General features: G+C 44.5%; 27 protein-coding genes. All 27 read right to left on the bottom strand.

What is annotated here, in order from left to right; genetic code table 11:
• Positions 1-114: 114 nt before the first annotated feature.
• Positions 115-441 (bottom strand): YhjD family protein, encoded by a 327-nt coding sequence (locus SporoP37_RS00565; RefSeq protein WP_232329785.1) that lies wholly within the window; start codon positions 439-441, stop codon positions 115-117.
• Positions 442-640: 199 nt separating this feature from the next.
• Positions 641-1,768 carry a HEPN domain-containing protein gene (locus SporoP37_RS00560; RefSeq protein ID WP_232329784.1) on the bottom strand — a complete coding sequence of 376 codons (1,128 nt, stop codon included), beginning with the start codon at positions 1,766-1,768 and terminating at the stop codon, positions 641-643.
• Positions 1,769-1,823: 55 nt separating this feature from the next.
• Positions 1,824-2,549: a M15 family metallopeptidase gene (locus SporoP37_RS00555; protein WP_085429948.1), complete on the bottom strand. Its 726-nt coding sequence runs from the start codon at positions 2,547-2,549 to the stop codon at positions 1,824-1,826.
• A 1-nt stretch (position 2,550) separates the two neighbouring features.
• Entirely contained in the window at positions 2,551-2,835 is a 285-nt protein-coding gene (locus tag SporoP37_RS00550) for a phage holin (protein WP_085429947.1), read from the bottom strand.
• On the bottom strand, positions 2,836-3,372 hold the full coding sequence (locus SporoP37_RS00545; RefSeq protein ID WP_085429946.1) for a phage holin family protein: 537 nt from the start codon (positions 3,370-3,372) through the stop codon (positions 2,836-2,838).
• A gap of 73 nt (positions 3,373-3,445) precedes the next feature.
• The gene (locus tag SporoP37_RS00540; RefSeq protein ID WP_085429945.1) at positions 3,446-3,664 is read right to left on the bottom strand and encodes a hypothetical protein; all 219 of its coding nucleotides are present in this window, start codon (positions 3,662-3,664) and stop codon (positions 3,446-3,448) included.
• Positions 3,665-3,717: 53 nt separating this feature from the next.
• Positions 3,718-3,849, bottom strand: coding sequence for a CD1375 family protein (locus tag SporoP37_RS17515; protein WP_252118139.1), 132 nt, complete (start codon positions 3,847-3,849; stop codon positions 3,718-3,720).
• Positions 3,850-3,907: 58 nt separating this feature from the next.
• Complete coding sequence (locus SporoP37_RS17720; RefSeq protein WP_369922305.1) at positions 3,908-4,033, bottom strand: CD1375 family protein; 126 nt, start codon at positions 4,031-4,033, stop codon at positions 3,908-3,910.
• Entirely contained in the window at positions 4,030-4,275 is a 246-nt protein-coding gene (locus SporoP37_RS00530) for a hypothetical protein (protein ID WP_085429943.1), read from the bottom strand. Before SporoP37_RS00530 ends, SporoP37_RS17720 begins: the two co-directional genes overlap by 4 nt.
• Entirely contained in the window at positions 4,272-6,092 is a 1,821-nt protein-coding gene (locus tag SporoP37_RS00525) for a DUF6273 domain-containing protein (protein ID WP_085429942.1), read from the bottom strand. The genes SporoP37_RS00530 and SporoP37_RS00525 overlap by 4 nt, the downstream gene beginning before the upstream one ends.
• 2 nt (positions 6,093-6,094) lie before the next feature.
• On the bottom strand, positions 6,095-6,700 hold the full coding sequence (locus SporoP37_RS00520; protein WP_085429941.1) for a hypothetical protein: 606 nt from the start codon (positions 6,698-6,700) through the stop codon (positions 6,095-6,097).
• A 16-nt stretch (positions 6,701-6,716) separates the two neighbouring features.
• Positions 6,717-6,929: a hypothetical protein gene (locus tag SporoP37_RS00515; RefSeq protein WP_085429940.1), complete on the bottom strand. Its 213-nt coding sequence runs from the start codon at positions 6,927-6,929 to the stop codon at positions 6,717-6,719.
• The gene (locus SporoP37_RS00510) at positions 6,929-7,963 is read right to left on the bottom strand and encodes a hypothetical protein (RefSeq protein WP_085429939.1); all 1,035 of its coding nucleotides are present in this window, start codon (positions 7,961-7,963) and stop codon (positions 6,929-6,931) included. The genes SporoP37_RS00515 and SporoP37_RS00510 overlap by 1 nt, the downstream gene beginning before the upstream one ends.
• A complete protein-coding gene (locus tag SporoP37_RS00505; RefSeq protein WP_085429938.1) occupies positions 7,953-8,279 on the bottom strand; it encodes a hypothetical protein in 327 nt (108 codons plus the stop codon). The genes SporoP37_RS00510 and SporoP37_RS00505 overlap by 11 nt, the downstream gene beginning before the upstream one ends.
• Positions 8,279-9,034, bottom strand: a complete 756-nt coding sequence (locus SporoP37_RS00500; RefSeq protein WP_085429937.1) for a putative phage tail protein — start codon at positions 9,032-9,034, stop codon at positions 8,279-8,281. Before SporoP37_RS00500 ends, SporoP37_RS00505 begins: the two co-directional genes overlap by 1 nt.
• Complete coding sequence (locus SporoP37_RS00495) at positions 9,027-10,073, bottom strand: baseplate J/gp47 family protein (protein WP_085429936.1); 1,047 nt, start codon at positions 10,071-10,073, stop codon at positions 9,027-9,029. Before SporoP37_RS00495 ends, SporoP37_RS00500 begins: the two co-directional genes overlap by 8 nt.
• A complete protein-coding gene (locus SporoP37_RS00490; protein ID WP_085429935.1) occupies positions 10,073-10,495 on the bottom strand; it encodes a DUF2634 domain-containing protein in 423 nt (140 codons plus the stop codon). The genes SporoP37_RS00495 and SporoP37_RS00490 overlap by 1 nt, the downstream gene beginning before the upstream one ends.
• Positions 10,496-10,509: 14 nt before the next feature.
• The gene (locus tag SporoP37_RS00485) at positions 10,510-10,893 is read right to left on the bottom strand and encodes a DUF2577 domain-containing protein (RefSeq protein ID WP_085429934.1); all 384 of its coding nucleotides are present in this window, start codon (positions 10,891-10,893) and stop codon (positions 10,510-10,512) included.
• A complete protein-coding gene (locus tag SporoP37_RS00480) occupies positions 10,893-11,870 on the bottom strand; it encodes an XkdQ/YqbQ family protein (protein ID WP_085429933.1) in 978 nt (325 codons plus the stop codon). Before SporoP37_RS00480 ends, SporoP37_RS00485 begins: the two co-directional genes overlap by 1 nt.
• The gene (locus SporoP37_RS00475; RefSeq protein WP_085429932.1) at positions 11,867-12,538 is read right to left on the bottom strand and encodes a LysM peptidoglycan-binding domain-containing protein; all 672 of its coding nucleotides are present in this window, start codon (positions 12,536-12,538) and stop codon (positions 11,867-11,869) included. Before SporoP37_RS00475 ends, SporoP37_RS00480 begins: the two co-directional genes overlap by 4 nt.
• The gene (locus SporoP37_RS00470) at positions 12,531-16,454 is read right to left on the bottom strand and encodes a hypothetical protein (protein ID WP_085429931.1); all 3,924 of its coding nucleotides are present in this window, start codon (positions 16,452-16,454) and stop codon (positions 12,531-12,533) included. Before SporoP37_RS00470 ends, SporoP37_RS00475 begins: the two co-directional genes overlap by 8 nt.
• Positions 16,454-16,615 (bottom strand): hypothetical protein, encoded by a 162-nt coding sequence (locus tag SporoP37_RS17190; protein ID WP_099662708.1) that lies wholly within the window; start codon positions 16,613-16,615, stop codon positions 16,454-16,456. Before SporoP37_RS17190 ends, SporoP37_RS00470 begins: the two co-directional genes overlap by 1 nt.
• A 41-nt stretch (positions 16,616-16,656) precedes the next feature.
• Positions 16,657-17,106, bottom strand: coding sequence for a phage tail assembly chaperone (locus SporoP37_RS00465; protein WP_085431598.1), 450 nt, complete (start codon positions 17,104-17,106; stop codon positions 16,657-16,659).
• A gap of 113 nt (positions 17,107-17,219) precedes the next feature.
• The gene (locus SporoP37_RS00460; protein ID WP_232329783.1) at positions 17,220-17,672 is read right to left on the bottom strand and encodes a phage tail tube protein; all 453 of its coding nucleotides are present in this window, start codon (positions 17,670-17,672) and stop codon (positions 17,220-17,222) included.
• Between the two features lie 41 nt (positions 17,673-17,713).
• Positions 17,714-19,108, bottom strand: a complete 1,395-nt coding sequence (locus tag SporoP37_RS00455; protein ID WP_085429930.1) for a phage tail sheath family protein — start codon at positions 19,106-19,108, stop codon at positions 17,714-17,716.
• The gene (locus SporoP37_RS00450) at positions 19,105-19,359 is read right to left on the bottom strand and encodes a YqzN/YkzM domain-containing protein (RefSeq protein ID WP_085429929.1); all 255 of its coding nucleotides are present in this window, start codon (positions 19,357-19,359) and stop codon (positions 19,105-19,107) included. Before SporoP37_RS00450 ends, SporoP37_RS00455 begins: the two co-directional genes overlap by 4 nt.
• On the bottom strand, positions 19,356-19,796 hold the full coding sequence (locus SporoP37_RS00445) for a phage portal protein (RefSeq protein WP_085429928.1): 441 nt from the start codon (positions 19,794-19,796) through the stop codon (positions 19,356-19,358). The genes SporoP37_RS00450 and SporoP37_RS00445 overlap by 4 nt, the downstream gene beginning before the upstream one ends.
• Positions 19,797-19,802 lie beyond the last annotated feature (6 nt).

Here is a 19,802-nt window from a genome sequence, read left to right as displayed (position 1 = left end):
CACTCCTTTTGACATACTGATATAATCATAGTGCGTCAAAAGTATAATGTCTAGATGATTTTTCCAATTCAGACAAATAAAAAAGCGGCTCTGTCCGGTCATGGATATAGTCGCTTATTTTTTCTTTATTTTAGCTTTTGAAAAGTAAATATTCATTAACTCTTCAGTATGATTTCGCAACCGCACATTTGCGTAATTTCTTCTGTCTTCATAGCCGTTATGTATAAAGATGTATTCTGTGAATATACCCTCTCTTTTACCTTGCGCAAGTTTCATCTGATTTCGCCGTAAGTAATCGTGCGTCTGTTTTAAGTCTGATTGAACTGCCGACATAGTGTCGTCAATAAAATCAATATAAGGTCCAGTAAACTTTAAAGGAAGTTTTTCGATCCGCTGGCGATCACTTGATAAAATCGTCATAATCATTGGTAAGTAAATCATGTTTTCGAAATGTGGAATAGATTCAGTTGGAACCATTGCCAATTAAATCACCACTCTTTCCAATGTTCTCGGCACAAGTGTTCCCACCCTTGAATTAATTATAAGGAATGTACGTTCGTTTGTAAAGAAAATAAAAAAGCAACTCCGTCCGCAAAGATAGAGTCACTTTAACTTGGCATTGTTCATTTCCTAAACTAAGTTACACTTTTGATGTGTTGGTGAATAATAAATCGTTAAAAAAGTCATCTATTTCATTGTCTTTCTTAGAAAACACTTCATGTTCTTCTTTAAGTAACCCTCTCATTATTTCATCCAAACCAATCGAAAGTTCAACTAAACTATCTTCACTACCTTTTAAGCTAGAGCCATGTACTATAGTTGAACGATGACCATACGCTTTTTTTACAGCCTTGAATAACTCCTTTTTCTCTTCTCCGGTTGTACCTAACAAAACAGCAACACGCTCTGCAATTTTATGACTTACCTCTAAAGTTCCTGTAGTGAATAGACATTCAAGCGCAGTACAATAAGATAAAATTTTCATTGGTATAGTTGAATTCAGCCTAGCATTCATAGTAAAATATGTTGCTCTTTCCATGCGAGTAGAGCCACTATTTTTATAAAAATGTTCAGAGCTAGCTTTTTTTAAGTCTTCATAATCCGAACCGTCTTCTGGCCAAGGACTATATTTTTTTATAGCGCTTGATATTTCTTTATCTATAAATATTGAGGGCTCATATGAACCATCAGCTTTAGTAAATATGCCAGATAACGACGCTTTATAAACAAGACCATTCGTAAAATGATCTGTAGAAACAAGTAAATAACCGTCTCTGATATATACATTACTATCTTTTACTTCCCATAACAAAGATGCGAAATGTTGAGCGCTTCTCAAATGATAAAATGCCAGTCTTGCACCTTCCCTATCTCTGTCCTCGTTTTCACCTATCCATGAAGAAAATCCTTCGAATTCACCATCTATATATAAATAAGTTTTTCCTTTAAATTCATTAATCGCATAAGAACCTATTACATTCATAGCTAAAGTATCATGCAACGTTTCCTCCAGAATTCTTGAGCCATTTGTGATTCTTGCTCTAGGAGATAATTGAGTACCTCTATTTTTCGAACTATCTAATTCCAAATTATGTAGTATGGTCATGAATCTATATTTCATGGTTATCTCCTTCCTAAAAGTTATTTGGACGAATGCTAATGCACCTTCCTCTCCTACATCTACTTTCGACAAATTTTTACCTTTCCCTCTAATAATATCAAAAAGCCCTCTCCGTCCGCGATGGATAGGGAGGGCTTTAACTGCCATATGGCCATAACAAAAACCGTTACAAATTAACGTTTGTCATTTGGTCATATGCGTCTTATTTGTTTCTATTTGGATTATGTTCACGAACGGCACCGAGTAATCCAAGCACCGCCTTATCTTCTGGTGTAGCTTTTTTGTCAGTTTTCCACTTCTCTGAAAATCCCTGATCCACCGCAAGATTCACCGCAATCTCCTGATGCGCTTTACTTTCCAAAAATGCTAGAAACTCTTTTTCTAATGTCGGACTTGTCAATTCAATCCACACACGATTACCTCCTTCTTTTTTAGGCTCCTCTTTTTCAGATGGTGCACCTGCAACATTAGTCACCAAATTAACTCGTGTATTACTGCTTGTAGGGATTGTTACCGTACCCTCCAATTGATAACCTTTAGGCATGGTCCAGCCTGGCTTAATCTCGAAGTGTGGACGGTCAATATTTTTAGCCGCCCAATCGCCGCCCCAATTAATGCCTAACTTGCGTGCAATAGCTCCGCATTTGTTTAGTGTAGCGATATCATACAAGTCTTTCGGCGGCGCTACTGCGATATCCCACGCCCTCCTGCTAGCATGGTTGCTGTTTAACGTCCACGTTACTTTGATGCCTGGACGGGTCCGGCCTTGTGCATATAAATATCTTTGCCTTTCCTGACTACGATAGGTTTCCGTGACGAATACATCAGTGATACCGGCTTTGTAAAACTCCTGAAACAGCAGCTTGATAGCCGTCTGTGCAGCTGATGACAACTCCGAAATGTTTCTGCTAGCTTTTGTTACACTCATGTTATTTCTCCTCCTTCTTCCGCGGACGCTGATAAGTCAATGCCTGCCGACTGTCACCGATGCCACCTACTGTCGGATCTGTTAGCGCATTGTAAAAACCATAAATCATAGTACCGATTACAAACGGATTAGAAAACGCATCTTTTAACAACCCAATCAACGCGAGAAAAGAAGTAATATCCGTTGGTACTAAACCATAATAAACAAGCACCGGACCAAATACAGTGAGTAATAGTTGACCGATAAATACCGGATTTTTAAAGCGTACTCTCCAATTAATTTTCATTTATTTATCCTCCTTCTGTTTTTCTTTCTGTAATTCACTTTGCAAATGTTCGTTCTCCCTCATAATCGCAACTTTATCAATACGATCCATATCTGGATTACGAGCTACTTGATTCTCTTTGCCATATGGATCTTTATGGAGCTTTTCCAATGCATTGAATAAAATAGGTGGGATCGGTAAACCTAACTGCGCGCAATTTTCTAATATGCTAATTCCTTCGTTAAGGATAAAGAAACTTGTCACACCTAGAATTAACACACCTTTGCTATCTTGTCCTACCGACTGCATCATGTACTCAATCGCGCCAGCCATACCAATCAATAAGATGACTGCTACCTTTTTAATGATGCCTGACGCGCCTATCGTGCTATTCCAACTCTTGGTCATAAACGACCTCATGACACCTGTGATCATATCTACAAGCATTAAAAAAACGAGGACAATTAGCGCCTCGTTAACAATATCCATCATGTACATAGTAAAGCTGGCGATTAATGCGCCAATACCTTTAATGCCTGTAACTTGCATACGCGTCATCTACCTCCACTCCCTTCATATGCCCACCCCTTATCTCTATATTTAATAAAAAAGAACGCCCCGAAGGACGCTCTCACTTAAATCTTGTTTTAATGTCTATCACCTTGTCATAATCCTCAAAATTTAGATCCATGTAATTAGCAGGGTGATTGATTTCCATGTTGACCACTTGGAGATCCAAGCCGTTAACTTCCCACCTTGCGCCCTTTTTTACGGAATGATTTTGAGAAGTGATATGATCAACCGTTGTTTCTTTGATGATTTCGTCTTTGTATTTGATGTTAACTTTCATAAACTTTCCCCCTTTATGTCTGGTTAATTCGACAAAAGGGGAAGGAATCCTTTTTACTCAGCTAACTCTCCATACCCAAGAAGCTCCAACTGACGCTTAACTTCCGGCTGTACGTGTTTCGGTACTTGCGTATACGTCTTATCCCCACTCATTATAAGAGCTACATAAATCACTGCGATTGGCATATTGTCACCACCCTTCGACACTACTAAAAGTAGCCGTAATAAAAACGCTTGAATGAGCTTACGCATTAGCCTCACCAGCGTCTAGATACTTCTGCACGTCCTTGCGTAGATGTGCGGGCACTTGTTTAATTTTCTTGTCGCCACTCTTTATGAGTTCTGCGTAGATCGGGATAATCGGGTTCATTCAGTAACACCTTCTTCCGCGTACACCTTTTCGTACAGGTCTGTAATGACCATCATGACGTTCCTGTTCATCTCTTGTAGGTCCATGTTTTCCTCATACATATCCGTGACCGTTAACATGAGCGCCTTATTCATGTCCTCTAGCGCCTTTACTTTTTCTTCTGGTGTCATGCCTTTAAAAACATTCTGAAAGTCTCCAAATGTGCCGTCATCCCGTCTTTCTCGACGTTCCAAGAAAATCATGCGAACACCCCCGTGATCTTTGTGATACCCTTTTCACTTGCTGTGCTAGTCCGTTTTTGGGTTATTTCCAAGATGATGTTCGATTTGTCTGCCCCTGCATCAAGCAAATACTCATCTTCTTCGATTCCTTCACTGACAAAGGCTGTTTTGTTTTTCGTCATTGGCACGAAGTGTTCGGGTTCACCCGCTGATGTCATGCTAATTCTGGCATCGACAACCAGATCGCCTACTTCGCGTTCAATCCATAGGAGAACTCCTTTTGCTGTGCCGTTTGGTGGCAGCATCTTGTACCGCGTGACCGCTTGTTTTAGGGGAATTACATTACCCGTCTTGGTAATCGTGATAGTTTTGGCGTCGACTGCGCCGAAGTGGTCAGTTGCGCGAACTGTAAGCGAGTTTGCGCCTACTACCAATTGCGATAAACTAATACGGAACGAGTATTCACCGCCTGCTCCATCGGAAGTGTACACTTCATTAAACGCGCTATTACCAATTTTGTAATGTACTTTTACACCGTTTGCATCTGGATTGTTGACCGTACCCTTGATTTCGAACGAGTCCGAATCAATCATGTCCGACTTTGGCGTGATTGGGTCAACGGTTATTTTAGGCGGTCTATTTGGAACAACGTAGAATGTACGTGTGACTTCCGCTGATTTGCCGCCTTTGTCATCCTCTGCCCATACAGTCAGGACATGCTGCGTCCCTTCTGCGAGTGCAGTTGTGACCGCTGTTGTTCCGTCGAATAATTTTCCTTCTTTAAAGATGAGCGAACGATTGAATGGGAATTCTGCGCCTGTCGAAACGGGTGAAGCGATGGTGCGTGCTGTGCCGTTGTTGATTTTGTATTTGACCATTACTACGTCGCCCGCGTTTGTATCTTGTGCTGTGCCACTGATTGGAAATGTATCGGATTCATAGAAAGTGCGCTCATTTGCTGTAGTGAGAATGGCCGTCGGGCTATCGTTAGTGATTATCACATATGCTCCGTCGGCATCAGGTGAATCTTCTACCATCAAACCATCTGAAACGTTCATCATTGGACGAACACCTCTATAATAATTGGCGAAAGAAGAACCTGCTTTACCATCTTTCACTATATTTTGATTTGACGAACCTCCGCTACCTGATCCAACTGTTGAAACTGACCTGGTCATGTACGAATTTTTCATATCGGCAGTAATCGTGAAAGGCCTAAAGTTTATCTGATTCAGCGACTCGGTTGTTGGGGTGGCTGCTTTTCGGGCGATCGCAAATCCCTCAAAATACTCCAACTCCCCTTCTCCATCAACTACATTGTTAGATGATGAAGGCGGCTGCAAAGCTGATGCGGCAGGAAGGAAAACAAAATCAGAATGGTTTGTGTAGCCCCCACCGTCATTTTTATCTTTCGCTGTCCTTAATGATGTTAAGAGTATATTTTTCTTTAATGCATATGAAATGTTTCTCATAAAACCCGGTTCGTCAAGCAACTCCTGTATAGGCGGTTCATCGTAGGTGTGCTGTTTTTTATACCAATTCACAACATCGGAATTCAACCAATTCCTAATGTTAGAAATGTGATATTGGTTGTTCCCGTATTTGTCGCGTCCGTTGTCCAATTGACCATAGCTGCCAAAAGATAGCGGGTTTGTAGGTTCTCTTTGGTCAAATGGTCGATGTGTGATAATTTTCTTGGTGATCAACGATACTGAATTCGTCGGATAACTAACATGGTTTTTCGCCACTACTAGAAATTCAATAGGAACACCTAAATACAATGTATCTTTATCTTTCACGACGCTGCCGATAGGCAAAGATTTCAATGGTATAGCCATAATCAAACCACCTCCGTAATATCAACCGAATAACTTCCCCAGTTACCGACAGATAGTTTTTTGTTACTTAAAACCGAATTGCTCCGTACAACTCCTGCGCCTTTTTTATACGAATTGACAAGGTCGGCAACTGTAATGTCACTTTCCGAAACGCTCGTAACTGTCACATCTTCTTGCTTTTCATCATCAAAAATTGTCAATACTTCCCCGACTTTGAACGGCACTTTATCAAGTTTGATTGTTGTTTCTCCTGCGCTTATAGCAAGTTGAACAATCGCCGATTCAGTCAATATTGTTAGTGCTTTCGCCGACTCGCCATCCAACGGGTCAAAGAATGTACCGTTGTTTTCCTTCACCCGACCAAGCATTTCAATCTCGATTTTCAGGCGGTCATTTTCCGATTTCAGACGGTCGATGCCGCTGTGAACTCCAACAATTCCATCCTCAATATTATTCATGCGCTGTGCTGCGAACCGTGTGCCTTCTTGAATTACTTTTGGTTTAGGTTTGCCCGTGTATTCGTCTATGATGATGTTGCCGTCTTTGTCCTTTTCGGATTGCGTCGGGTCAACGATATGATCTCGCCATTTTGTTGGTACATACGCCATGCTCTCACTCCTTAAATTATGAAATATCAAATCGAATCAACGTATCGAACGTCAGTTTCCCATCTTTTATAATGCCGGTACTGGACAGCCTGGTCATACCCAATTGCGTTGACATATCATCTGTAAAGTTGATCGGTCTGTAAAAGTCTTTTAAGCCGTTTGTAGTCATCACTTTACCGATGACTTTCCGATACCGTAATCCATCCCATACCTCAATATCTTTCAGCATTAAATCACCTTCAGAACAATGTCATTCGGTTGCAAAGGTGGAATGTCGCTATCGGAATAGGAGACATGAATCCTGTCAGCGTTAGATTTTACATATTCGCTGTCATTTGACAGCTGGCTTGTCTTAGTTGGGATTGTAGGTTTATTCGTTAAGTCTTTGTAGTCGTGTGTATGATTTTCAAGCTCTTCAATTTTGACTAAATCAATTCCTGGCTTGGAACCAGAATATGTCAGCTTGTCGAGCGTGTCTTTATTTTCGTGCGTATGCAATTGACCGCTTGAGTTTTCCAACTCGGCAAGACGCCTCTCCTGATTGGTAATCTCGGAAAATTCACTGTGCATATGATTAGCAGGCGCTTTACTCCGCATCATAGTATCAATTTCCGCAGTGCTGTACTTATCCAAATCGGTGATGTCAGATTCCGTATGCTTGTGATCTGCATCGCTTTTCAGTCGCAACTTGGCATTGACTTCCTCTTGTGTATACTTGTCCAAGTTTGTAATGTCTGATTCGGTGTGTGCGTGAGCCGATGGGATAAACGTCGTAGGCTTTTCTGTAATATTACCCCACGACAGGACGATATTTAGATTTTCAGAGTCTGCAGTTTTGATGTACTCCGCACCGTTCCACACGTATTCTTTCCAACTCTCTCCGAGCATCACCATGACGCGTAAGCCCTCGAATGTTTCTAAGGCGTCGCGCTCTTCTATGCTGTTGACAAGGCGGATCTCTTTTAGATTAGACGGCAACTGCGAAGAAGGGATAATCCCCTCTGCATTAAGCGTTGCAATGCCGTTTGGTTTAGCCTTGCTAGTCTCCATTGCCTCGACACGTTCTTCAACCTGTTGGATATGTTCCTCTTGCGCAGTTAAATCGTTACCGTGAGTTGCGACGGTTGCTGGTAGCTTGTCCAATTCGACCAATTGACCCTCGATCTTATTCATGTTTTCCGCGTTGTACGGCGTGCCTTTTTGCAAGACCTCGCCGTCCGCGTCATATGTCGTATTGATCCACTTTGTCGGATTATAAGGCATCAGAAACACCTCGCTCTCGTACTTGGATATCGAATTCAAACGCGATGATTAGACCGTCATCCTTCTTCTCTATTGAAAATGGTTTGACCGCCCAAACTTCACCGGATGCTGTGAGCAATTGCGCTTCTTCCACATAACCTTCTTCAGTTTCGAGATAGACATAGATACGCAACGTGTTTTCATCTCGCATTTTCTTATAAATCTCATAGTTTACGTATTGCCCGTTGAATTTGACCTTGCTTCGGTGCGCCTTGTCTTCCAGTAACGCACTGATCCAGTCAATGACGACCGGTTTGACCACTTGATTTTCTGCCATTAAATTTCACCTTCTCCTGCGTATATGGTTCCTGCTCGTTTATATAAGATGTCGTTTGCGCGATACTCCGCTGCCAATGTGATATTGATGTGCTCGTTTTGTGAGATAACAGATGATGTCACAAATGTACCGCAGATTGGATAATTAGCATTAAAAGCATAAGAGCGTGTGTCGATTGTTGCCAATAACTCTGACAAGACGCCTGGTATGTCCGCTGTATGAAATGTATTACAGATCGGATAGGTGACGGGGAAGTCATACGCATACCCAGAAACCTGTATTGCCTCAGCTTCAATTAGAGCCAAAATCTCATATTTCAAGTGAGCTGGTTTCATTTCTTCAATAATATTGGTCAGCTTTTTAGGCAACCATTCACCAATTGCATCCAGCGGGATAGTAATTTCCATTGCATATCTACCTTTTATTAGCCGCACCCGAGATAATGCATTCTTTAAGAATCGATTAATTTCATTTTCCAATACCTTATAGTTCGTCGGCGTCTGATTTATCAACTCGCTGATAATTTTGTTGCGCCGATCCTGAATATCGGTAGTTGTTGGCAAAATCTCCAATTCATCTTCCCACTTATCCAGCCCCCAAGTAGCTGTTTCAACAAAAAACTGATTCAGCACATCATCCATTGCACTATCTAACTCGCCGAAACGCCGATCGCCGTCTTCTAATATTGCAACAATCTCAGGGGATTCAGCAAAATGCTCAGGGAGATAGGATTTCATGCGTTCTAACCTATTCATAGAGATCCACCGCCAGTAAATACGGAATTTCTACGTCTTCTAGCTCCAAGTTAGCAGCAAGCCCATTGATCAGCACATCCGAATAGTCGCTGATCCACTTGTTTGCATAAAGAATATTGCTGACTGCAGCTACTTTAACAGCAGCTTTTTCGTTTAAAGGAAAGTCCTTGAACGACAAACCTTTGAACATTAATTTCAATTCTTCTGCCACTTCAGCAGAAACAGCTTCAATCGTATTTCCTCGCAAAGAAACCATCGCACGAATAGTGATTTCTTTATTCTGTGCGCTTTCAACTGTTAAGGTAGCTCCAATCGGTGCCTCACCTTCCCCCATGCCTGGTATGGGATCTATATAATCTTTCACTGCCTGCACTAATTCAGGAGAAGCGGGCTTCATTTCTGAATTGGCAATGATAACTTTTACAGTTCCTTCACCAGCCCATAAAGGAAAGACTTTCGCTTTGCCTACTCCCTCGACTTCCTCAGCCCACTTTTTATAATGAGCCTTGTTAGCGCTAGTGGCTTTTCGTCTTCGCTCAATCAGAAAACGCTCGAGTAGAGACAGGTCTGATTCCTCTTCTTCCCCAGGGATAATGACCTCTCCAAGAATTGCGATTTCCAACTTTGGAATATTACTGACTGGCAAAAGTTCCGAATCATTCGGCGGCCGGTTGCCAATCGTTCCTTCTTTTTCGCATTCCACTATGCCATTTTCAATGACGCGATAAAACAAATCGTCAACAAAAAAACGCTCCCCATTCTCTACCGGAATGTTGAACGTCGCTCTTCTCTTTGCCTTCACCGCCGGATTTCTATCGATTCCTGCCTCGTATGCTCGTTTCTCCAACCACTCACCGCTAGAATCCTGCGCAAAAGCTAACTTCAGTATTCTACCCAGCCAAATATACATCTCTGCCATTTCCATATTATTGACGGCGACTGCTGCATAGATAATACTGCTGGTCCGCTTGTCCAAGTGCAGTGGAATCTCCGGCAAAGACTTCTCCATCAGGTGCTCGAATGTCTTATGTTCAAACATCAATACACCTCCCGGATCGATAGATAACCCTCTACCGTGTCGACTTCAAAACTTACATATAACGAATCTTCTTTTTCGGTAATAATAAAGCCGTACACTCGCTCAATACGGTCATCATAAACCAATGCTTCTTCTATAAGCCGAGGCAATTCAGACTTTTTGAAAGCAATTGTATTAGTTGGATCCTCAACGCAGTCATGGACTTCCTCGCCGATTTCATCTGGATAGACCGGATGAATAAAGCGCCGGGTCCGCAGCGTCAAGTAGATGAATTGTTCAATCGCGTCAATCCCATCAATGACTTCGCTTGTTATTCGATTCGTTTCGAAGTCAAACCGAAAAGTTGCAGACGTTTCCGGTGGACTATTATCATCAAAATCAAAGCCATCCACGTCTATATCTATTTCAGGCGAAATACTCATATCTATCACCTCTTTTATTCATACCTGACCACTCGATCTGCAATGTAATAAGTCTGGCCGCCTTGCAAAGCAGTAACCAGCACTTCATCACCCGCTTTTAGCTCATCTAAGAATGTGACTTCGGCTTCTGTCATGTCGATCGCTTCGTATCCATGGACATGATTATCGGCCGACATTGTAAAACCTTTGATATCACTGCTTTTTATCTGTACTTTACGTTCATGCCGGGTAAGATGCTCTGCTACAATAATGATTTCTTTCGGGATCGGCAGCTTGGAATCGTTCTTCAGCTGAATAGCCAAATCAGGTGGCGCTTGCGTGACAACTGCTCCTATCAACTCGACAGGACCGCTGGCGTTTACCCCTTTGAGCGCATTTCGCTTGATAATATCTAACATCAGGACACCTCCGGCATAGCGTTATTGTCGATCAGAACAAGTGACATGACGTGGCGATTACCGTAAAACTCGTGCACATCGCTATCAATATAGAGGATCTTGTTCAGTTCAATTTCCTTCTCGATGACGCGCACTGGCTCGCCGCTTATTAGATCAGGAATCCCTCTAGCTTCAATCGTTAGTTCCTTCTTGACGCCTTTCTTGCGCTTTAGCGCTTTATCTGCACGATTCTTCAGCTGCGCCTTGTTGACCTTGTCAGTGACCTTCTCATAGTACTGAAGGACACCGTATTTTTTCTTTCCTTCTTCGTCTTTTACGGTTACGGAAATCTGCTTTTTCTCTTCGCCGGCCACCATAGTTACTTGTGTAGCTGTTTCCTCGATGCTGGTCGTGTAGTTATAATCTTCAATATTTACGCCTGTTTCTAGGACCCATACATCATTCGGCAGTTCGAGCGGGCGTAGCATAAACTTACCCTTTTGTGAATACATGCGAAATCGCTTACTGGTTGACTTCAGCGTTTCGATCATTGCATCCAGTATAATGTCATACAGGTTGGTCTCGTTTTTGTGAGTCCGTGTTTTCATGACGTGCCCTGTATTTACAATAGATCCGATCGGTATTTCGAATTCTTTCAGCAGAGTGGTGGCAATCTGGTCTGCTCGCTTATTGACAAATACACGTGCTGTCTCATTGAGCAGTAGGTACTGCATGATGTCATAAGCTACCACGGTCATCATGCCACCTTTAGTTCGGCCCCTTGCAAAGACAGTTCCGCGGAACAGCTCTTTTTTGAACCACTTGAACAGCAGCGTGTCGCCCTCTTCAATTTTCACAATCTTGTGTCCTGTGTTGTGCTTGGCAAGTATTCTAGCTTCGATTTTTCGAGCGGCATTGTAACGCTTCCCAGACCACTTAATAGACTCTGTCGGAATTTCCACTACTTCTTTAGGTGTAACCAAAAATAGCTCCATCATGATGGCAACCTCAGATTGAAACCAATATGGATCCAGCGGCCGGGCTGTTTCTGATTGCGTTTATCCCGCTTGATCAGCGCGGCCTTATTCAGCTTCCAGATGTCATTCCAACGCTTACTGTCGTTATAGTACTTTCGAGCAATCGTAATCAGTGTCTCTCCCTTTTTCACGGTGTGTGATTTAGGAACGTTTTTGGTATTCGGCCTGGTCTTAGTCGGTTTCTTCTGCGTTCTCGGCATCTTGCGCCGTTCAATAAATTGGTACTCCTTGAGCAACAACTCGAAATCATAATCCCCTACATCCTTCTCACCTTCGCGATACGGAAAATCCTCGATAGAGACAGCATAGTTGATTGGTGTGCCCGTCACGATGAAGCGAGCGGGCTTGCCGCTGTTCTTCCATCGTTCAATCATTTTGATATAATCCCATGGATACAGAATTCCTGTATATTCCGTCAAAGGGGATTCCTCACGCGGAAAGAACGAGCTGAAATGAAAAGTTTTCGCGATAGGATCCTGAATAATCGTCACTTCGCCAAGCTTTGAAATCATCACGCTTTCGTTATCAGAGCCGTTACTCACGTTTAAAACGCCTGGCATGACGGGGAAGCGTAACTTTTCTTTCCCGCTGCCAAACGTCAGCCACATTTCATATTTGCTTTTAGACATCGATCACCATCTCTCCTCCCTCGAATTCTTCGGCTAATAAAGCTTTCCGGATATATTCATATGCCGTCTTGCCGACTTTCTCAGCATCCATATCGTTTGAATAATAGTTGTCACCAGTGATTTCTACCTTGACATCACGGATACCGCCTCTTGATGAGCCGCCCCCTCCTGTTGAAGAGGATGTAGCAGCACGAACCTGACCTTCAGAAAGTACAGCTCGCTCTTCTTCAAATCCAATACCTTCCGCATAAGCAGGGGCCTGATTCAGATAAGATACTGTATTTCGGTGCGACAGCACTTCCGTTCCTCTTGGAAGATTCAGCAAGGTATCTGTCGCTGGAGATAGCGCCATTCGTCCGTTAGGGAATCGCATTAATTCCTCTCCGCCACCGTCACCGACGATTGCGTCACCACCCGGGTGGAATCGCGTACCTTTTGCATAGGCTTTTGGGCCACCACCGGGTGCGCTGACTGTAGGAGTCGGTACACTGGCGATACGAGCAGCTAAGTTACTCAGGGCGGATTTAACCGCAGCTGCCCCGCTCTGGATTCCGTTCAGTGTGGACACCCAGCCAGAGGCCTGACCAAGGATGGAAGCAAGTCGCATGGTATTGCCGTGTAACATGGGACCGGATCCAGCCAAAGGCATGAATGCCCCAGCTACTATAACGGATGCTACACCCAGTACCATACCGAGAGCCATAGTGTTTTGATTAGCCATGGCCCCCGAAGCAGCCAGCGGCAGATATGCTCCAGCTACAATCACCGTAGATTCTCCGAGTATGAGACCCAAGGCGGAAGTGTTCTGCGTTAGCGTTGCCCCTGCGCCTTGTAGCGGGAAGAATGTGCCTGCGATCCACCCTGCAGCCTCTCCGGTTGTCATGGTCAACGCACTGATATTATGCACTAATCCAGCGGTCGTACCCTGCAACGGATAAAACGCTCCTACCACCCAGCCGGATGCTTCGCCAGTCACCATGGTCATTGCACTGATGTTGTGAACGAGCCCTTGTGTTGCCCCCTGTAATGGATAAAAGGCCCCGACAATCCAACCGGACGCCTCGCCCATCACCATCGTAATAGCACTGATATTATGCTGCAGACCATCCGTCATACCTTGAAGGGGATAGAAAGCTCCTACCACCCAACCAGCAGCTTCACCAGTCACCATCGTAATAGCATCGAGATTTTGGCTCAGTCCATCAGTCGCTCCCTGTAGCGGGTAGAATGCTCCGACTACCCAGCCGGATGCTTCGCCGGTCGTCATGGTGAGTGCGTCCATGTTATGAGACGCTCCTTGAGCTTTGTCCGCCATTGCTGATAAGGCAGCTGCTAATGCTTCAGCGTATTGATTGAGTGCAGTGAAGTCCGGAAGCTGTCCAGGAACTTCACTACCGACCGGCAAGGTCCCTCCTGCCATATTAGGCATTTCTTCCGCTTCCGCCTTTCCAGGGAAGAATCTGTCTTTGATCCAACCAGCTACCTTTTGACCAAGATCACTGCCGAGCATACTTCCTCCGAACATTCCAAGGACGCCGCCGACGGCTGTGCCAAAACCGGGTATAATGGAACCGACTGACGCTCCGATAGCGGCCCCTGTAGTTCCGCCTGCCACCGCTCCTGCAAAACCCCCTGCCGCCTCTGCTTTTTCACCTTTAGGTGCCATAGCGATTGTAGCAGCACCAAATAAGGTACTTATAAGAGGGACACCCTTTACAAACTTGCCTAACTTCTCAATTCCTTTGGTAAGTTTGGAATTTTTCGGGTTAATCTTGTCGATGAACTTTTTTGTTTCTTTAGTAGAAATTTTCGTTTGGTTGCCGCTGACAGTTTTCTCCGGTTTGGAACTGGTCGTCTTCGTTTGCTTCGTTGAGTTGCTGAATTGTTTCTGCTCTGTTTTTGATGTAACTGTTTGGGGTTGTGGCTTGGTTGATTGAATCGGTCTGCCATGCTGATCCACAATAACCGGTTTAGTACTAGATGTGCTTTGCTTCCTGTCCGGAGTTGACGTCTTGGGTTGCGGTCTGTCATTGGTAGGCACGACCGTAGGTGTAGCGGGTGTTTTTTCTCCTCCCTTACCTCTTCTGACCGTTTTATCTAGAATCCAGCTACCTAAATCTTTTAGCGGTTTGAATTTAGATAATATAGTAGACACGACAGCCAAAGCTACAGTATCTGCCACTACCGCTCCGCCAATAGAACCTGACTTCTGCAGCTCCTCATTCCCTGTCGCATGACCCCAAGCAGACTTTGCTGCATCCACGTTAATGTCTTTTAACTTAGCGCCAATCTTCATGGATAAATCCACTGGATCGATCGCTTCCAAGAAACCTTTCACAAAACTTTTCCCGGAGGTAATACCGGCGTCCACAAAGGCGTTACCAGTTTTATCGGATTCACCGCCAAGCAAAGTAAGAACCGCAGAACGAATGAAGCCACCGTAAGTGCTACCAATACCTTCTCCTACACGTTCAGCATTGGCTTTACCGGTCGTCTGCCACCAATCACCGATAGCATCCTTCGTTGTATCGACTACGAGACGCCAACGAGTCTCAAACGTCATATCACGGTACTTTTCCAGTGACTCAAACCGAGCTTTAAAAGCAGGATCCTCTTCAAACTTTAACTTCATTGTCTGGGTCCACTCTTTAAATTCCTCAGGCTGCATTCTGGCCATGGCCTGCGCTGCATTCTCCCCGGGGAAAAGAATTTTCATCTGATCACCAATAAATTTGAAAGCGGGTTTGAACGGGTTGAGTAGGTTTTTCGCAAAATCAGAACCCGATTTCTTCAATTGTCGCGACATATCCGATAAAACAAATGAATATTCGCCGCGCCACTTTCTAAATGAAAGCAAAGCAGGCTTGAATACATCACGCAAACCTTCTCCCCACGGCATAAGAATGGAGTTTCCGACAAATGACTTTACGCCAAGCAGCAGGTTATTCATGTTGCCTGACATCTTTTCCATCATGCCATTGTATTTGCTGAATTCCTTCGTAACTTGCGGCCAGATTTTCTCAATCTTTCCACCGCTTTCAGCAAGAGCTTCAATCTTCGCGCGAGACTTACCGCTGATCGCGCCCATTTCTTGCAGTCTGCTTGTCGCGGCTCCGATAGGGCGGCCGGATTCTAGCCCGTCATACAAACGACCGAACCACATTGCTGTCTCTTCAAGATCTGTTTGTGTTCCGACTGCTACGTCACCAACTAACTCCATGCCTTCGGCTGTCGCCAAAGCGTTTCCGGTGAATGTCTGCAAGATACGGCTAGAACGGAAGATTTCATCACGAGCCAGCGGTGTTCTGCCTGCAAACTCAGTCAGTTCTTTTAATCGCTTGTCGGCAGCGTCTTTACTACCTAATGTAACTTCAAAAGCGGTGGTCAAATCTTCTCTTTCCGCGACCATCTTAATTGGTACGACGATGCCGCCACCAATACCCCCGGCCACTCCTAACAAACCAAGCGTAGAAGTAGCTGCGCTTGCAATCGCTCGCAGCGGCCTTGTCGCAAGATCCACTACACGAATTGTACTGCTAACCGCTTTTGGCACATTGCGCTGAGTAAAGTTAGAGATATTCCGAACAGTCCGGCTGGCCAAGTCATTCGCCCGAATCGTAATTCGATAGGCTTTCCCAAGCGAAGAACGAGCCAGACGACCGACTCTTGTAATGACAGGAGAAGCCCGGTCAATAGCACGGATAGTCAATGACCGCATCTTCGGAAATCTTCGAGCAGCAAAGGAATCGAAACGTCTCAGTGCAGAAGTAGCCCGATCTCTTACGGTGATCAACATGCGCACCGGTTTGTTGAGCTTGTCTCTTGTCTTTGCCAACGACTCAGCTTCTCCCCGGATTGTCCTGAGGCCCTTACTGATTTTGTCCTTCATATCAAAAATCGCCGTTAACTTTGCCATTATTTTTTACCTCCTTCCTTGTTCATTTTCTCGACTTTTGCACGCTCTTCTTCAAGTTGTTCAAGCTTATAGCTGATACAGCCATTCATGAGCGCTTTAAAATTACGCGGCGCTTCGTGCCATTCTTTTAAATCAGAAGGGGAATAATTCTTTTCCATCATCAGAAAGTAAAAATAGACGGCCTCCTTATTCCCCTCCTCAATTAGTTTTTTGCTGCTTCTTCCAGATCTTCGAGTGTATCATCGAAGCCGTTGACTTCGTTTGCCGCCTTGAGCCACTCTGCGTATTCACCCGCAACGTGCAGCATCTTCTTTGCTACGTCGATCGGATCCTGTTGCTTGTAAGCTTTACGCAATTCTGCAGAACGGAAATTTGGATACAACGTAGTTTCCACAGCAATCAGCGCCATATAACGAGCGTTATTCAGCTGTTCGCCGATTTTCTTCTTTCTGGACCCAGTATAGACCGGCTCCATGCACATTTTTTCAATCTCTTCTACCCGGGCCGTTGAAATAGCTTTGAAACGGAAAGGAATAACCTTGCCTTCTTTGTCTTTAAAGCGTCTGGATACAGGCAGCGCCACTTCTTCTGTTTCCTCTACGTTCTCCGGCAAGAAGAACGATAAGTCATCTACCACTTGTGATAGCTCCATTTCCTCGCGCTCAACCTCTTCATTATGTTCAACTGTTTGTTTGTTTTCTGTCATGTCAATCTCTCCTTTTGTTTTGGTATGTAAAAAAAGAGCGAATCACTCCGCTCTTTCGATCAGTTAAAATCTTCTTCCAACTCTTCTGGCATATCGATGTCTTCGAATGTAAACGGGATTTCTTCCTCGACTGGATCTCCTTCAGCTGATAGGCTGGCTACTTTTGCGCTGTCAAAGTTCACATCAAACAGCGTGACCCGTTCTGTGCCCCGGCGCGATCCTTTATCGTCCAACACTGACTGGAAAGTAAAGTACGGATCAGGCCCGCCCTTTGCGTATTCCATCATGATGCGAACAAATTTGGACGTAACTTTGTAAAAAGTTGCTGTTCCTGTTCCGCTGCCGCCAACCGACTTATGACCCATCATCCGACGGCCCATAATCGGAACTTCCCGTTTGTCTTTTTCAATTGTTGCTTCAAATTCCTTGATATAGGCAAGCTCTTCACCATCAAGGAATAAGCGACCTTCCTTACCGCTGATCGTATCAAACGATCTCATTTTGCTAGTCATTTGTCATTTCCCTCCTTCTTTGCATACAAAAAGAGAGGCGATTAGGCTGCAATCGCGCTCTCTTGTGAAACAGTTGTGTCGATGTAGTATTTCTTCGCTGCGTAAACCGGCTGTGCATGGATTCCGATGTAAAAGCCATCACCGTCTTCGGTAATGCGGACGTCGATGTCTGTGTTAGCATCGAAGTTCTTGATAGCTCCTGCAGTTTGCAGTTCATTCATGTACACAGTGATCAGTGTTCGAATGTATTGAGCTCCATCGTCATCCGTCCCGATACTCCGGTTTGCTTTATTGCGCGTTTTAATCGCATGCTTGATTTCGCGAGTAACGTCGTTATTCATGCCATCCAGCACACGCATAATCTTATTGTCGGAGAACTGCTTGTCTTTTTCGTCGGTGAACGATGTAAAGGAGTTGATGTCCATTTCGACCGTAACTTCCTTGTCGCGCGGATCGTAAGAGAAAATAAACTCTCCATTCCGCACCGCATCCTCCTTCGCATAAGTATCCATTCGGACCGGTACATCCACCGCACCCTCATATTCCACAAATGTAAGAGATTTCAGGGAAGAAGCACCTGCGCTGGCTCCTGTGGCCCAAGCGACCGATTCGGCAGTCGTCAGTTCGCGTTCTACAAACTGCCCTTTCACTGAGCCAGGTACTTTAATCGCCACGTTATTCGTAACATTAGTAATTCCTTCAAAATCAGCCGCATAGTTTGCCATCACAGCCCCGACTTTGATGCCTACCTGATCACGTAGCCGCTTTACGAACGAAGCGAATACTGCTTTTAATTCTTCGTTGTCATCAACCGGCAGACCGATTGTGTCGAAGTATTCCACTTCTGCTGCATCCATGAAGTCCATGTAATCTTCGTTTGTTACATCGCCATTTGCACCACCAGCAAGAAACTTTCCTGCAGTCAGTTCGAGCGGACCAGTACCAGACAATTCGACATAGTCATTCGCTTGGAAGTCAGCGATGTTTTCAATCGTTTGCCTGACAACTCGCCGAAGACCGAGAAATACGGTGACGTCCTGCTTGGCAGGATCCAGTACGTTTTCCGCGACTCGAATTTGCAGTTTGTTCCCGAGCTCTCCGCCATACTTGGCTGTCGCAGTATTACCTGTGCCGAGTTCAGCGGTCGCTTTTGTCCCTTCATTCAGGCGATAGACCAGAACGGTCTTCGCTTCCTTCTTGGCTTCCTTGACGAGAAGTAAAGAGGGATCATCAATTTCAGCCCCCAGATACTTCACTGTATCCTTGTCTTCATTGATGGCAATAAAACTTTTCGGCTTCCCCCAGCTCAATACAAACGGCAAGGCCGCTGTACCGCGTTCACCCACTTGTGCACGCTTTTTAGCTGCAGATTGAAAGCGGAAATAAATACCCGCCAGAATCTTTTCTACGCCTTTTTCAAATGTTCCACCGTTCATTGTTCACCCTCCTTTTCTTTGCCGACTTTCTTCTTCAAAAAGGTGTCGATCTTGTTTTTCGCTTCGGATTTCGTCACCTGATTGGACGGGTGATTCTTAAAAACGCCATCCAATACTTCAGGCTTCACGCCGAACAGCTCACGGCTGTGTTCCCGCAGCTGATGGATATAAAAAAGAGACTCCGTTGATTTGCTTTGATCAGCAACAGGAATCTCTTCTGGTACTTCTTTTTTTGTTTTTTCCTTTGTCATCTTTTCACCCCGTTACTTAATTTGAAATATTGCAGCGGCACATGGTCCGGACGGTCATAGTGGTATCTACTGTCCCAGTTGACCAGCAACGTGACCGCGCCTTCCGTTTGTCTGACGTCAATCCGATTGATGCGGACAAAACCGCCTGCAGAACTGCCGTCTGGATTGATCAGCGGGATCTGCCCGCGTTTCCACCGAACAGTATCGACAATCCGTTCCGCTTCTGCATAAGCCTGCTGTGCGTCCTTATGAAATAGCTTCACAGGCAGCGTGTAGGTCTTCATGAAAGTTGAAGTGGAATCATTCCCATCGAATGACTGCGGAATGGGAAAATACATAGAAGGCACCACAAAGTTCTGCGGCACCTCTTTTGTGTACACTTTGCAAGGAAACAGCTGATAAAAGTACGACATGATGGACCCTACTTCTGGATTCAACCGCTC

The sequence above is a fragment of the Sporosarcina sp. P37 genome (assembly GCF_002109365.1).
Taxonomy (GTDB): domain Bacteria; phylum Bacillota; class Bacilli; order Bacillales_A; family Planococcaceae; genus Sporosarcina.
The sequence above is the reverse complement of the archived record's forward strand: the minus strand, read 5'-3'. Positions and strand labels throughout refer to the sequence as shown.

What these genes read in the sequence shown, in the direction of transcription:
- SporoP37_RS00455 (WP_085429930.1), bottom strand. Translation starts at nt 19,108, where the DNA reads ATGAACGGTGGAACATTTGAAAAAGGCGTAGAAAAGATTCTGGCGGGT.
- SporoP37_RS00505 (WP_085429938.1), bottom strand. Translation starts at nt 8,279, where the DNA reads ATGGCAGAAAATCAAGTGGTCAAACCGGTCGTCATTGACTGGATCAGT.
- SporoP37_RS00495 (WP_085429936.1), bottom strand. Translation starts at nt 10,073, where the DNA reads ATGTTTGAACATAAGACATTCGAGCACCTGATGGAGAAGTCTTTGCCG.
- SporoP37_RS17190 (WP_099662708.1), bottom strand. Translation starts at nt 16,615, where the DNA reads ATGATGGAAAAGAATTATTCCCCTTCTGATTTAAAAGAATGGCACGAA.
- SporoP37_RS17515 (WP_252118139.1), bottom strand. Translation starts at nt 3,849, where the DNA reads ATGCCAATCGCAGTGATTTATGTAGCTCTTATAATGAGTGGGGATAAG.
- SporoP37_RS00565 (WP_232329785.1), bottom strand. Translation starts at nt 441, where the DNA reads ATGATTTACTTACCAATGATTATGACGATTTTATCAAGTGATCGCCAG.
- SporoP37_RS17720 (WP_369922305.1), bottom strand. Translation starts at nt 4,033, where the DNA reads ATGAACCCGATTATCCCGATCTACGCAGAACTCATAAAGAGTGGCGAC.
- SporoP37_RS00475 (WP_085429932.1), bottom strand. Translation starts at nt 12,538, where the DNA reads ATGTCTAAAAGCAAATATGAAATGTGGCTGACGTTTGGCAGCGGGAAA.
- SporoP37_RS00555 (WP_085429948.1), bottom strand. Translation starts at nt 2,549, where the DNA reads ATGAGTGTAACAAAAGCTAGCAGAAACATTTCGGAGTTGTCATCAGCT.
- SporoP37_RS00545 (WP_085429946.1), bottom strand. Translation starts at nt 3,372, where the DNA reads ATGACGCGTATGCAAGTTACAGGCATTAAAGGTATTGGCGCATTAATC.
- SporoP37_RS00515 (WP_085429940.1), bottom strand. Translation starts at nt 6,929, where the DNA reads ATGCTGAAAGATATTGAGGTATGGGATGGATTACGGTATCGGAAAGTC.
- SporoP37_RS00560 (WP_232329784.1), bottom strand. Translation starts at nt 1,768, where the DNA reads ATGGCAGTTAAAGCCCTCCCTATCCATCGCGGACGGAGAGGGCTTTTT.
- SporoP37_RS00465 (WP_085431598.1), bottom strand. Translation starts at nt 17,106, where the DNA reads ATGGAGCTATCACAAGTGGTAGATGACTTATCGTTCTTCTTGCCGGAG.
- SporoP37_RS00460 (WP_232329783.1), bottom strand. Translation starts at nt 17,672, where the DNA reads ATGACTAGCAAAATGAGATCGTTTGATACGATCAGCGGTAAGGAAGGT.
- SporoP37_RS00550 (WP_085429947.1), bottom strand. Translation starts at nt 2,835, where the DNA reads ATGAAAATTAATTGGAGAGTACGCTTTAAAAATCCGGTATTTATCGGT.
- SporoP37_RS00470 (WP_085429931.1), bottom strand. Translation starts at nt 16,454, where the DNA reads ATGGCAAAGTTAACGGCGATTTTTGATATGAAGGACAAAATCAGTAAG.
- SporoP37_RS00530 (WP_085429943.1), bottom strand. Translation starts at nt 4,275, where the DNA reads ATGATTTTCTTGGAACGTCGAGAAAGACGGGATGACGGCACATTTGGA.
- SporoP37_RS00500 (WP_085429937.1), bottom strand. Translation starts at nt 9,034, where the DNA reads ATGAATAGGTTAGAACGCATGAAATCCTATCTCCCTGAGCATTTTGCT.
- SporoP37_RS00450 (WP_085429929.1), bottom strand. Translation starts at nt 19,359, where the DNA reads ATGACAAAGGAAAAAACAAAAAAAGAAGTACCAGAAGAGATTCCTGTT.
- SporoP37_RS00480 (WP_085429933.1), bottom strand. Translation starts at nt 11,870, where the DNA reads ATGATGGAGCTATTTTTGGTTACACCTAAAGAAGTAGTGGAAATTCCG.
- SporoP37_RS00485 (WP_085429934.1), bottom strand. Translation starts at nt 10,893, where the DNA reads ATGTTAGATATTATCAAGCGAAATGCGCTCAAAGGGGTAAACGCCAGC.
- SporoP37_RS00540 (WP_085429945.1), bottom strand. Translation starts at nt 3,664, where the DNA reads ATGAAAGTTAACATCAAATACAAAGACGAAATCATCAAAGAAACAACG.
- SporoP37_RS00510 (WP_085429939.1), bottom strand. Translation starts at nt 7,963, where the DNA reads ATGCCTTATAATCCGACAAAGTGGATCAATACGACATATGACGCGGAC.
- SporoP37_RS00525 (WP_085429942.1), bottom strand. Translation starts at nt 6,092, where the DNA reads ATGGCTATACCATTGAAATCTTTGCCTATCGGCAGCGTCGTGAAAGAT.
- SporoP37_RS00490 (WP_085429935.1), bottom strand. Translation starts at nt 10,495, where the DNA reads ATGAGTATTTCGCCTGAAATAGATATAGACGTGGATGGCTTTGATTTT.
- SporoP37_RS00520 (WP_085429941.1), bottom strand. Translation starts at nt 6,700, where the DNA reads ATGGCGTATGTACCAACAAAATGGCGAGATCATATCGTTGACCCGACG.